This is a genomic window from Saccharophagus degradans 2-40 (genome assembly GCF_000013665.1).
Classification (GTDB): domain Bacteria; phylum Pseudomonadota; class Gammaproteobacteria; order Pseudomonadales; family Cellvibrionaceae; genus Saccharophagus; species Saccharophagus degradans.
Map to the genome: position 1 here is coordinate 789,057 of NC_007912.1, position 12,630 is coordinate 801,686.

At 45.1% G+C, this 12,630-nt stretch carries 11 protein-coding genes and 1 riboswitch; of the genes, 6 read left to right on the forward strand and 5 right to left on the reverse strand.

The window, feature by feature from the left end:
- The 4 genes from SDE_RS03340 to SDE_RS03355 all read right to left on the reverse strand — a co-directional run bounded on the left by SDE_RS03340 (position 1) and on the right by SDE_RS03355 (position 3,334).
- A complete protein-coding gene (locus SDE_RS03340; protein WP_011467107.1) occupies positions 1-888 on the reverse strand; it encodes a DUF6999 family protein in 888 nt (295 codons plus the stop codon).
- The gene (locus tag SDE_RS03345; RefSeq protein ID WP_011467108.1) at positions 878-1,558 is read right to left on the reverse strand and encodes an iron-containing redox enzyme family protein; all 681 of its coding nucleotides are present in this window, start codon (positions 1,556-1,558) and stop codon (positions 878-880) included. Before SDE_RS03345 ends, SDE_RS03340 begins: the two co-directional genes overlap by 11 nt.
- Positions 1,559-1,629: 71 nt before the next feature.
- Positions 1,630-2,742, reverse strand: coding sequence for a beta-ketoacyl-ACP synthase III (locus tag SDE_RS03350; protein ID WP_011467109.1), 1,113 nt, complete (start codon positions 2,740-2,742; stop codon positions 1,630-1,632).
- 25 nt (positions 2,743-2,767) lie between these two features.
- The gene (locus SDE_RS03355) at positions 2,768-3,334 is read right to left on the reverse strand and encodes a hypothetical protein (RefSeq protein WP_011467110.1); all 567 of its coding nucleotides are present in this window, start codon (positions 3,332-3,334) and stop codon (positions 2,768-2,770) included.
- Positions 3,335-3,568: 234 nt separating this feature from the next.
- Positions 3,569-3,789: riboswitch (cobalamin riboswitch) on the forward strand.
- Positions 3,790-3,947: 158 nt separating this feature from the next.
- Between SDE_RS03355 and SDE_RS03365 the strand changes: the two genes are divergently transcribed.
- The 5 genes from SDE_RS03365 to cobC all read left to right on the forward strand — a co-directional run bounded on the left by SDE_RS03365 (position 3,948) and on the right by cobC (position 9,237).
- The gene (locus SDE_RS03365) at positions 3,948-5,864 is read left to right on the forward strand and encodes a TonB-dependent receptor plug domain-containing protein (RefSeq protein WP_011467111.1); all 1,917 of its coding nucleotides are present in this window, start codon (positions 3,948-3,950) and stop codon (positions 5,862-5,864) included.
- A gap of 156 nt (positions 5,865-6,020) precedes the next feature.
- Positions 6,021-6,674: a cob(I)yrinic acid a,c-diamide adenosyltransferase gene (cobO, locus tag SDE_RS03370; protein ID WP_011467112.1), complete on the forward strand. Its 654-nt coding sequence runs from the start codon at positions 6,021-6,023 to the stop codon at positions 6,672-6,674.
- On the forward strand, positions 6,671-7,714 hold the full coding sequence (cobT, locus tag SDE_RS03375) for a nicotinate-nucleotide--dimethylbenzimidazole phosphoribosyltransferase (RefSeq protein WP_011467113.1): 1,044 nt from the start codon (positions 6,671-6,673) through the stop codon (positions 7,712-7,714). Before cobO ends, cobT begins: the two co-directional genes overlap by 4 nt.
- A gap of 3 nt (positions 7,715-7,717) precedes the next feature.
- On the forward strand, positions 7,718-8,626 hold the full coding sequence (locus SDE_RS03380) for an adenosylcobinamide-GDP ribazoletransferase (protein ID WP_011467114.1): 909 nt from the start codon (positions 7,718-7,720) through the stop codon (positions 8,624-8,626).
- Positions 8,627-8,703: 77 nt separating this feature from the next.
- Positions 8,704-9,237, forward strand: a complete 534-nt coding sequence (gene cobC / locus SDE_RS03385) for an alpha-ribazole phosphatase (RefSeq protein WP_011467115.1) — start codon at positions 8,704-8,706, stop codon at positions 9,235-9,237.
- Between the two features lie 120 nt (positions 9,238-9,357).
- Here the strand turns inward: cobC and SDE_RS03390 are convergent, their stop codons facing one another.
- Positions 9,358-10,668 carry a lytic polysaccharide monooxygenase gene (locus tag SDE_RS03390; RefSeq protein WP_011467116.1) on the reverse strand — a complete coding sequence of 437 codons (1,311 nt, stop codon included), beginning with the start codon at positions 10,666-10,668 and terminating at the stop codon, positions 9,358-9,360.
- A 560-nt stretch (positions 10,669-11,228) separates the two neighbouring features.
- Between SDE_RS03390 and creD the strand changes: the two genes are divergently transcribed.
- Complete coding sequence (gene creD / locus SDE_RS03395; RefSeq protein WP_011467117.1) at positions 11,229-12,590, forward strand: cell envelope integrity protein CreD; 1,362 nt, start codon at positions 11,229-11,231, stop codon at positions 12,588-12,590.
- Positions 12,591-12,630: the final 40 nt, after the last annotated feature.

A 12,630-nucleotide genomic window follows, 5' to 3' on the forward strand; every position in this document is an offset into this window, starting at 1 on the left:
TTACTTGTCGATTGCGCTTGTGTTGGCTTGCTTTCTAATTGGTTCAAGAAAAGCGTACATATACTCTGTAAAAAAGCCGTGCATTAAAAAACGTTGGCCTAGGTTCCACGGGCCAACTAAATAATGCGGGTATTTGTTGTAAGCCATTTCTGTAAGCGTTGGGTTGCCCACTAGTTGGCCTATACGAATAGCCATAGATTGGTCTAGGTTGAACCCGTTTATAGCGTCTCTGTACTCGTCGCGCTTGAGTAAAAAACAAAACAAGCACATAAACAATGCGTGGGCACTTTCGAAATCGAGCACTTGTGTTGCTTTGCGTTCTACTTGAAACGAATTCTCTGTAATAGAAACCCAGTTATTCCACTTTAAATTTTCTTGTGCGTAAGCTTGGTTGAATGGCGCGTGCTGCCAAGGCCCCATCTCGGCAAATACGCGAAACAGCTCTTGGTCGTGATTGACAAAGCTGGCTATTTGCATATCGTCAATGGTTTGTGGGTAGAGTTTTAGCGGGGCGATATGCTGTGGCTGCGTATTAGGCGCTATGTCGCCAGAGTGGGTGGGTCGATGGTTGGCGATTAAAAAGTTAAGTATGTTTGATTCGGTGGTGTAATGGCGAAGAATAAGCATATTGGCTTCGTAGCTTACAAGGTTTTTACAAAACCAGCAGATAAGCGTTTGCAATAAGCCGTGGGCACTAAATTGGGGGAGAGGCAGGCGTTTAATAAACCAAATAAGGTGCAGTAAAACCGCAAATACAAATTGTAATAGGGGGCGTAGCGTCCAGCGAAATGGGTTGGCTAAGTCTTTAAGCCACAGGTCTACGGCCGCCTGTTCAATTGGTAGCGAGTTATCCTGTGCGATGGCTTTTATATAAGCACTAGTTTTCACTGTCGATTTCCTCTAGTTGCATGGCATACAGGCGGCCAACCACCGTTGCTGTTTTAACAATGGAAGTTTGCGCCGCTGTACTCGTGCAGGTTAAGTCCAATAGGTGATACAGCTCTTGCATGTGCGTCTCGTCGTTTTCACTGTGGTAGCGCATAAACTGGGTGGCGTATTTTGCTGGAATTAATGCATCAATTCTCTCGGCCCATTCACTTGCCATTTTTTGCCCTAAGCCTTCAATAATCCACATGGCGCCAAGCATATCAATAGGGTTGGGCTGGCTGGCTCTATACATTAAATAGGCGTGTAATGCTTCGCTACCCGCATTGCGTGGAGCTTGTTCGATAGTGGTTAAGTTGCCACCTGCGTTTACAAAATCTTTTTCTAGTAATAGGTAGTCTTTGTGCTCATCCTGCGCGTGGCCAATGGCTATCGAGCGCACTTGTGCGTGGTTACGATCAAAACTCGATGCGCTGCGGGCTATCCAGCGGGACCCTTCTATTACCTGTTGGCGTAAATTTAATAGCAGCGCTAGATAATCGTCGTTACTAAATTTACCTGCATTTAGGCGGGTAATAATGGGTACGCGCTGAATGCGTCGTTCAAAATCAAACCAGCAGCGCATTAGCGCCTGCAAGCAGTTTTGAGCGTGTGGGTTTAGTGTGTTTTCCATTTGGTTACTCTTATTAATTCTTGTATTAGTTCTTGCATTAATTCTTGTATTAATGATTGTTCATTTATATTTTATTCATCTACAACCGTTAACTGCATAAATACATTATTAAAACGCCCGCTTTCTGGCACCATGCATATTATGGTGTCGCCGGGTGTATATTGTTGAGTGCGCGAAAATTCATCGAGCATAATAAATAGCGATGCACAGCCGGTATTACCTCGGGTGGCGAGGTTGGAATACCATTTATGCTCGGCTATACCCACGCCCGCTTTATTGAGCATGTCGAAAATTTTCGATCGAAAATAATCGGAGGAGTAGTGGCACAATACATGGTTAATGTTTTGGGGGGTAATAAATTGCTCGTGTATTAAGCGTAAAAAACCATCTACCCCCAGTTTTACTACTTGTTCTAGTAGTCTTACGTCTTGGCGGATAAGCAGCGCACCTTCGCGTTCGGCTTCGCTATAGGTGGGGTAATCTTGCCAGCTTTTATCGCCGTTATTGTGCTTGGGGTAGCCTACACTCATACATACAGGAAAGGCATCGGCATGGGAGAAGCCCCGTATCCAATCTATGCGAAAGCAGCGTTTTCTTGGGCGGTTTTCTAATAGTAGTGCGCCCGCGCCGTCGGAAAGCATCCAGCGCAAAAACTCGGCGTTAAAGTCTAGCTCTTCACTGTTATTTACCGCTTCGTAACGGCTGGCTTTAAATAGTCGCGAAGCGAGTTCACTGGCAACCACTAAACCGTTTTGTTTGTCTTCTGCTTTAATGCTGGTGTAAGCCGCTTTTAAAGCCATCATACTGCTAGAGCAAATGCCGTGGCTGGTGTGCAGTTCTATATCGGCAAGTTGCAAGTCTGCCTGCACCATACTGCCAAAGCCTGGCAGCACGATATCACCTTGGCTGGTGGCACAACTTAGTAATTGCACGGCGGGTTTTGATAGATAGCTATTGTCTAAACAATTCTGAGCAGCCTTTGCTGCCATTTGGCTATTGCTAATGGTGGTGTTGTGTTGTGCGTCTATTGCGTAGTGTCGGGTTTGAATGCCATTAGATTGTAAAATGCGTTTTCGCAATCGTGAGGGTTTGCCGTGTACCTTGCCAAGTATTTCTTCCATGGCTTGGTTAGTTACGGGTGGGCCGGGTAAGAAATGGCCGCTACTTGTTATAAATACTTCCATAGTGGTTGTCTTTTTATTATTTGCTTTAAAGCTTTGGTGATTTAAGGGCTATGCGTAAGCAGCGAATATTTTCTTCTACATAAGGGGCTACCCCAACGATAGCCATAAATACCATATAAATAGGCAGGTAGTTTTCACCGCCGTGGGGTTGGTCAATAAAGATAAATGACATTTGGCCAGAAAAATCGAGCGTAAAAAGTTTTTGCACTACCGGCCAGTTAATAATCCCGATCATTAATATCATATAGGTGGGCAGGGTGGCTAGGTAGCTATGAGCCTGCATTTCCCACAGCCCTATTCGTCGTCGATGCTCGGCATATTTAATATCTAAGTGCGCAACAATCTCGTGCAGTGCCCACGCGACGATACAAATTAACAGGATGAGAACATTCACTTCGAACAATAAGCACAGGTACATAGGGATGGCTATTTGAATACCCATAACAGAATGCATAAGCGATTCGGTTAGGCCTGTGGTGGTTTCTATTTTGGTAGCGCGATGACAGCACCAGTCGACAAAGCCTGCAATCACCCATAAAGGGAGCATGATATAAAGCAGGCTATTTATAAGCAGTTGATCAATGGTGAACATAGGCTATCTCTGTGTGGTAACTATGCTTGGTAAGCGCAAGCTGATGTAGTGGCAATGGGCTACTAGAGGGAAAGATAGGCAGGTAGTTGGTGTGGGGTTCCATTCGCTTTATCCATCCGTATGTGAATATAGGCTTTAGAGGTGGGGTATTACAATTGGTTCACAATAATATTTCAACTATACGCGCGCGAAGTTAGTGGTTGTGAGGGTTGTTTATGACGCAAGGGCGACGTATCATGCGCCCGCTTCATAGGTGCGCTTGTGTAGACAAGTGTTAAACGGGAAGTAGGTGTCATTGTGGCCACTAGCCATAATATTCAGTCCTACGCTGCCCCCGCAACGGTGATTGGTTAAAGCTATTGCATGCCACTGCGATTTTTCGTGGGAAGGTAAATAGCCCGCGCGTATAGCGCTCGCCATAAGCCCGGATACCGGCCTAAGAAGGTTATTCGAGGTGTTGCGGTGGGCGACATCGATCGGTTGCATCGCGCTTTTGGTTTATTGCCAACAGCCGCGTGGTTTACATCATTATACGCAGTGCGTATAACGTGCAGTCTGATTTCCTACCAGTAACACCATATTGATCTACCAACTTATGTATAGGGTGAACAATATGGTTCTGCGTCTTAACTTTGCTGTTGTCGCGAGTCTATCTTTTATTAGCACGCTTTGCTGTGCCCCTGCTTTTGCAGAATCTAATGCTAAAGAACAATCTTTAGAAGAAATTATTGTAGTAGCTAACCGTTCAGAAGTACCTATTCGCCAAGTCGGGTCTACGGTTTCTGTGCTCACCGAAGAAGATTTGGCCATTCGCCAAAACAGCCTGCTTGCCGATACCCTGCGCAGCGTACCTGGTGTGCAAGTTTCTCAAAGCGGTGGTTTAGGTAAAACAACCAGCGTGCGTTTGCGCGGTGAAGAGGCTCATCGCACGTTACTATTAATAGATGGCATAAACGTAGCGGATGCGAGCAGCGTGCAAATCGCCCCGCATTTTGAAGACTTACTAAGCAGCCAAATTGGCCGGGTAGAAATTTTGCGTGGCCCGCAAGGTATGATGTATGGCGCAGATGCAGGTGGTGTAGTAAGCCTGTCGAGCAAAGCCTCAACTAAACCTTTTGAGGCAGACCTCGCGCTAGAAGGCGGTAGTTACAAAACCCATACTCAAGCGGGCAATATTCGCGGTACCACAGGTGCTTTAGGTTATTCTTTAAGTGCTAGCAACCTGTCTAACGAAGGTTTTAACGTGCGTGAAGTTGATACCGAAAACGAAAAAGATGGCTACCAAAATACCACGCTACACGGTCGGTTTGGTGTTCAGCTAACCGATAGTACTGGCGTAGAGTTGGTGTTGCGCGACGTTGACGCAGAAGCCGAGTTCGACGGATGCGGCTGGCCAACTTCGATGGATTGCTTAGCTGAGTCGCAATCGCGCGCTTATCGAGTGGCTGTTCATTCTACTGAAGAAAAATATCAGCAGGTTGTAAGCCTATCTAAAAATACCATTGAGCGCGCAAATATAGGTCTTTCCGATGGCAGTGTTAGCCTAGATAGCCGCGGCGAAGTTTCGCAGCTACAGTATTTAGGCCGTTATCATTTTAACAATGTTTTGAAATTTGTGTTTGGCGCAGATAGAAAAGAAGAGGCTTTCTACAACCTATTAAGCGAAGTAGAGCAAGATCGCGGTAATAATGGTGTGTTTGTTGATGCGCAGGTTTCTCTAACTGATTCGTTCTTTTACACCATTGGTGCGCGCCACGACGATAACGAAGATTTTGGCCGGCACACAAGCTTACGCTTAACGGGTGCTTATTTATTGCCAGTAAGCCACGGCGAGTTAAAATTAAAGGGTAGCTACGGCACGGGTTTTCGCGCTCCATCGCTGTATGAAATTAACTACAATAACGGTAGTTATGTTGCAGAAGACGCGCCAAAAAGCTTTGTAGAAGAACAAAGTAAAGGTTTTGATTTTGGTTTGGAGTGGCAGCTAGCGGGCGAAAGTTACATTGAAGCCGTATTGTTTAGCACCACAATCGAAGATGAAATATATTTCGATTTGGCAAACTTCTGTTGTTACTTACAAGACGAAGGTGAAACAGATTCAAAAGGGTTTGAACTTTCTGGTGCCTGGGAGCAGAGCGAGCACTTATTGTTAGGGGCTAATTACACCTACAATAGAACATCGCTGTCTGATAGCACCACACTAAGTGGCGCCAAGGGTGGTGACCCGCGCGCGCGCAGACCCAAACACATTGTTAACCTGTCGGCACAAACTTTCTGGTTAGAAAAGCGTTTGCAGTTAGCCTTGTTTATGCGTTCTATCTCCAATAGTGTCGATTACCCCTTTGGTGCCGATTCCGCGAAAGCGCTCGACGATTACCAAGTGTTGGATTTTAGTGCGCGCTGGACATTCGATTCGACTGCGCAAGCCTATATTCGCGCAAGTAATGTATTAGACGAAAATTATCAAGAAGTGGATGGCTACAACACGGCTGGCGCTTCGGCATATATTGGTATGCGTTTATCGTTCTAATTTAGCGTTCTCATTTAGCGCGCTACAGCGATGTATAGCGTTGATGGTTAAGCGCATATATGCAAATGCCGCCCCCGCTTCTGCGGTGTGCGGCATTTTTGTTTATACTAGCCAGCATTAACGCATTGAATATTGAATAAGCTTACTAGGTGTTTTATGACAGACAACAATAGCAGTGCCTCTGAAAATACAAATTCTAATGAAAGCGCAAGTGAGAAAGAGCAGCGTGAACATAAAGAAGCAATGCAAACCACGCAAAAAGTTGTGCGCGACAAAATAAAAGCCGCCAAAGAAAAACGCGGGGTGGTTATTTATCTTTGGGGTAATGGCAAGGGTAAAAGTAGCTCGGGCTTCGGCACTCTGTTGCGCGCTGTGGGGCATGGTCAACGCGCGGCTATTATTCAGTTTATTAAAGGCACTTGGAAAACAGGTGAAGAGGCATTCTTTCGCGATCACCCAAGTGTTGAACATCATATTATGGGTACCGGCTTCACCTGGGATAGCCAAGATAAACAAAAAGATATTGCCGCCGCACAAGAAGTATGGCTAAAAGCAGAGCAGTGCTTGGCAAGCGAAGACATTAACTTAGTGTTGATGGATGAAATAACGTATATGTTTGATTACGGTTATTTATCACTTGAAACGTGCATCGCTGCTATTAAAAATCGTCCGCTTAAGCAAAACGTTATTCTTACCGGTCGCAGCCCTATAGCCGAGCTTATAGAGCTTGCAGATACAGTAAGCGAAATAAGAGAAGTGAAACACGCGTTCCACGCCGGTGTTAAAGCGCAAAAAGGTATCGAATTTTGAGTTATTCCATTCCCGCGTTAAGCGATGCAATTTTACCAAAGCTGCAACACAAAGTTGATACTAAAACTAAGCCCCTAGGTGCCCTTGGTTTGCTAGAGAATCTAGCCGTTCAAATAGGTTATATACAGCAAACACTTACCCCCGCAATTAATAAACCGCACATGCTTGTGTTTGCGGGTGATCACGGTGTTGCAAATAGTGGTGTAAGCGCCTACCCGCAAGTTGTAACGCAACAAATGGTGCTAAATTTTTTGGCTGGGGGGGCAGCTATCAATGTGTTTTGCGCACAGCATGGTATTGCCTTAAAAATAATAGATGCGGGCGTAAATGCCGAGTTGGCCGAGCACCCTCTATTAGTAAACGCCAAAGTTGCGCACGGCACTAATAATTATTTAGAGCAGGCTGCTATGAGTGTGGCCCAATGCGAGCAAGCGTTGGCAAGCGGTAAAGTTCAGGTTGCTTCGGTTGCAGCGCAGGGGTGCAATACAATTGCCTTTGGTGAAATGGGTATTGGTAATACATCCGCCGCAGCGCTATTAATGCATGTGCTTACCGGTGTGCCGCTAGACGAGTGTGTAGGTAAAGGCACGGGCTTGGATGATGAGGGTGTTAAAAATAAATTAGCGCTGTTACAAAAGGCAGCCAATTTGCACAGCTTGAGCGCGCAAAACCCAATGGAGGCTTTGCGGTGTGTGGGCGGTTTAGAAATAGCGATGATGGTGGGTGCCTTTTTAGAGGCCGCGCGCCTGCAAATGGTTATTGTTGTGGATGGCTTTATTGCATCTGCAGCAGCGCTTGTTGCCGTGCATCTTTGCCCGCTGGTGTTGGAGTATTGTATTTTTAGCCACTGTTCCGATGAGCACGGCCACAAGCATATGATTAACGCCTTAGGGGTTACACCTTTATTGCAGTTGGGGTTGCGTTTGGGCGAGGGCTCGGGGGCAGCAGTCGCAATGCCGTTGTTGCAATCTGCGGTGTTATTTTTAAATAAAATGGCATCGTTCGAAGCTGCTGGTGTGTCGCAAGCAGAAGGTAATTAAACGTTGAGCGAGCATGGCGATAAACAAAGTAGCGCTCAAGTTGATAGCCAAGTTAACAAGCAAGCTTATAAGCAAAATCTATCTGGTTCTAATCTAATGGGTTGGCGTAAGCAGTTGCATGTGTTTTTTAATGCCGTTGTTTTTTTCACTCGTCTTCCTGCGCCGTCATATATTCAATTTAATGAATCTTTTCTGCAAGATGCTGCGCGTTATTTCCCTTTAGTGGGTGCCATAGTTGCAGCACTTGTGTGGTGTTCGCTTAGTTTAGCGCTTTTTATATTGCCCGTACCTATTGCGGTTATATTGGCAATGATAGTGAGTGTATTAATTACCGGTGCATTCCACGAAGATGGTTTAGCAGATTGCGCCGATGCATTTGGTGGTGGCTACGGTAAAGAGCAAATTCTTACCATTATGCATGATTCGCGTTTAGGTACTTACGGAGTGATAGCGTTGTGCGCAAGCCTAGGCCTAAAGTTTTGCTTATTGTTTTACTTGGTGAGTTACAGCGTTACATTTTATATACAGTTTAATTTTCAACTTTTGGTTATATTGCTTCTGGCCAACAGCGTAAGTCGCTGGTTGGCCGTTGTGCTAATGTATTGTACGCCCTATGTTGCGTTTACTGGCTCGTCAAAAAGTAAACCTATTGCATCTCGTGTAGCGCGCTTATCGGTTGTAGTAGCATCTGTTACTGCGCTAGGTTTTTTATCGCTTGCAGCCAATAATTTTGGTTGGTTGGTATTTGCCGCTTTACCGCCACTGTTAGCTATAGTATATATACTAGCGCGACGTTATTTTATTCGACACATTGGCGGAGTGAATGGCGATTGCTTAGGTGCGGTGCAGCAGGTAAGCGAATTGTCTATTTTGCTTACTCTATGTGCGTTCGCTCATTCTGGTTGTATATAAATTATATATCGCTATTACTCTTCTGAAGATCCTGCATGTTTGTTGGTGTGGAATCTTAATTCAAGGCTTCAAAATTAATGTTGTATTTTATTCGTCATACTCAAATTAAATTGACGGAAGGAACTTGTTACGGAAGACTCGACATACCCCTCGCGGGCTCTTACTTCGAAGAGCGTGCTCTGGTTAAAGCTAGGTTGGCTCGCCTGTTAGGTGATACGCCAGCCGAGCAAATAGAATTTCATACTAGCCCACTTGGCCGCTGTGAAGCATTGGCGCAGTACCTAGCTGTAGGCGAGGCTATTTCTGCGGACGATCGCCTGCTGGAAATGAATTTTGGCGATTGGGAAGGCAAGTCTTGGGCAGAAATACCCGTAGCCGAGGTGGATGCCTGGGCAAAAGATACTGCCCATTATGTAGTGCCTAATGGCGAAAGCTATCGCGATGTGGAATCGCGCTGTGCTAATTTTTTATTGGAATTGGCCAGCGATAAAACCCATGTGATTGTCACCCATGCCGGTGTGATCAAAGCGTGTATTAAGCTAATTAAAAAACAATCGCTTAAACAAGTTTTAAAAATGCATATAGGCTTCGGCGAAATTATTTCGCTTTAGCCGTGGCCTATAACCAAGCTGCAATATAAAGCGAATAAAAAAAGGGGCCGAGGCCCCTTTTAAAATGCTGTATTCCAACATACTTGTTAGCTGTTAGCTGTTAGCTGTACTAGCTTCACTCTAATTACAAACCGCACCCGTTACTGCTGGTGCCGCGGGTACAGAGCCGTTACCGGTAAACCCAAATTCAACAGTTTGGCCTGGTTGAATGGTTGCGTTCCAACCTAGGTTGCTTGCGCTGTAAGGGTTGCTGCCCGAGAAGTTTGCATTCCACAACTGGCTAATTGTAGTGCCATTGTTGTAGCTCCAGCTTACATTCCAGCCGTTAATATTTTGGTCGCTAGTGTTAGTTATGCGAATAGCGCCTTGGAAGCCACTATCCCAAGCATTTACAACAACGTGCTCACAGCTAGCGCCAGTTCCTGGTTCGGGCTCTGGTTCTGGCTCGGGTTCGGGTTCTGGTTCTGGTTGAGAGCTTACATTAATGCTAACGGTCGCGGCATTGGATGTTGCTCCGTCATCATCGGTTACTGTGAATTGGAAGCTATCCGAACCCGAGAAATTGCCATTAGGTGTGTATAAACGCTGCGCGCCAGACCCGCTTAAACTTCCGTTACTAGGTGCTGCTGCAATTGCGTAACTGCTAATAACACCATCTACATCGCTGCCGCTTAAGGTAATAGAGACACTGCTACCGCTACTTACATTTACAGATTGAGCGTTAGCTGTTGGCGCTTGGTTGCTAGGGGGTGGGTTGCTACCGCCAAAGGTAACATCCATACAGCCGTGGAATCGCTCGTAGGTAAAGTAGTTGCGCCCCCATTCACCGTAAATCACGTGGCGGCCAGAGCGCGCAGGTACGTTACATTGAGTGTGAAATAGGTTGGCACTTTTGGTGGTGGATACGCCAGGGTTTGCGTTTGGGTTTGCATCGCTGTAGTCGAGTTGGCAAAAAGGTGTTGCCTCGAAATCGCTCCAGCTGAGCGGTACACCTACCTGGTATACAAAGTCAGGCTTGGTAATGTAGTAAACAAACTCTTCGGTGTCGTCCCAGTGAGGGCCCCAAGAAATATTCCAATCTATTTCTAACGGGCCAGAACTAATTTGAGTGGTTGGCCAATCAATTGCGGCATCCCACGGGGTTGCACCGCCATTCCAGGTTTCGCTATCAAAGCCACACACATTATTAGACGTGCCGCCTTGGCGACCTATGTCGTGGGTTAGCACGCTCATAAATTGGTAGCCGCCATTAAAGTCATTTTGGAAAGCTTGCTGGCAGGCGGGTGATGTTGCTTGGTCAGGTTTTTCTATCATCCCACACAGCGCGTTACGCGAAGGCGGGTCTACCATTAAGCCGTGAGATAGTGCGTTACCAGAAAGCCCTGCGATGGCCAAGGCTATAGTGGAGTATGTAATTTTCTTTGCGAACATGATTAGGTTCCTTTTAGTTGATTTTATCGGTTGCAAAATACAGCAAAGACATTCCGTTTATTTCTACTTCTTCCGTTTTGTATTATTAAAATTATGGTGAGTAGTGAAGTTATAAACAGCGTACAACACTAAGAACAGCACGAGGTTGGTAAGCAATTGCTAGGACGAATAGTGATTGAGCGCATCTATAGTTAGAAGCTATGTGAGTTCGTTGTTTTGCGGTTAAATAGGCCGTAACGCTAGATACTATTAGCGTTAAACGCAGCCTGTGTACGCGCATACTCGTCGGTAGTTATTTATTCTTAATGATTAAAATTTGTGAATCAACATTATTCGTAAAAAGTGTGTCATTTTGTCGCGAAAAATATTTCCTGCGCCACTTTGTTGAAATATTTACCGTTTGTTATTTGGGTTATTAATTAAACAGTGCGCTCAATATTTCTAAACGTAATAGGCAGTTTTTTTGTTGCCATAATTCATCATATTGTTGCCATCGGTTCGCCCTTATTTGTTGATAGTTTTTATCTATTTAACGGTGATTAAAATAGGTGAAAATAAGCATGCAAAAACAAATCGCGTTTAAGTTATTGGCAATATTCATTGTGGGGCTAATGGTTTTAATCCCCGTTGGTATGGTGGAATACAAAGTTTATGAAAGGCAAAGTTTTATGGACGACGCGCGCGCTAGTGTTGCGCAAAGCTGGACAGGTAAGCAGAGCATTCTAACTCCCATTATTATTCTGCCTTATGTGATAAAGCCATTGGCCCCTAGCGCTTTTGTAACGGCTACAGGCGCCCCTGTAGAAAATACTAAAGAACAGGTGCTCTATGCCATAGTGCAGCCGGATGAGCTGGTAACTAATGCTGTTGTAAACAACAAAACAATTTATAAGGGTATCTATGAGGTACCGGTATACGATAGTCAGATAAAAATAACAGGGGTGTTTTCTAAACGCAGCGTAAGCGAGAGGCTTTCACAGATACAGCAAATAGCACACTTTCATAGGTTTGGTAAGCCATATTTAACCACGCATATTTCAGATGTGCGCGGTATAGATGCCGTGCCAACAATTAGCATAAACGGCGAGAATGTTTTCGTCGGCCCCGGCAGTCGTATTTCTGGTTTAGAGGAGGGCGTGCACACGCAGTTATCGTTAGAAAAACTGCAAAGCAGTGATGCTCAGTTCGATTTTTCTGTTGCGCTAAGGGGGATGGGTAGCTTGGCTTTTATACCGGTTGCCGATTCGGCGATAACTAATGTTCAGTCTAATTGGCCTCATCCGGAATTTGTGGGCGTGTCACTACCCAAGGAGAGGCAAGTTACGGCTAAAGGATTTACCGCTGCGTGGGCGAGTTCTCGATATTCTAGTAGTGGTGTTGAAGTTGTTGAGCGATGCATTGCTACTACGCGCTGCAGCGATTTAACGGCCCATTCTTCTGGGGTGAATTTTATTCAACCGGTAGATATTTATTTGCAATCTCAGCGCTCGATTAAATACGCGTTATTATTTATTGGCTTAATATTTACTAGCTTTTTTATTTTCGAAACAATGACGCCATATAAAATCCACCCTATTCAATATGCATTTGTTGGCTTGGCTATTTCGGTATTTTATTTGTTGCTTATTTCGTTAGCAGAGCATATTGCGTTTGCTTGGGCGTATTTCATTGGAGTGCTAAGTTGCACGGGATTGTTGTTATTTTATGTGCGCTATTTATTTCGCAGCGTAAAGTACGCGGTTGTGTTTTGCGCAATGTTAGCTGGCTTGTTTGGTTTGTTGTATATGATTGTGCAAGCAGAAGATTTTGCTTTACTGATGGGGGCTGTACTTGTATTCGCTGTGCTGGCAATACTAATGGCTGTTACGCGCAATATTGACTGGTATGGTGTTGCAGGGCAGGAGCAGCTGAAGAAAGCTTAGGGAGAATTTAAAAATAAAAAAGCTTGGGTTTTTAGGCCCA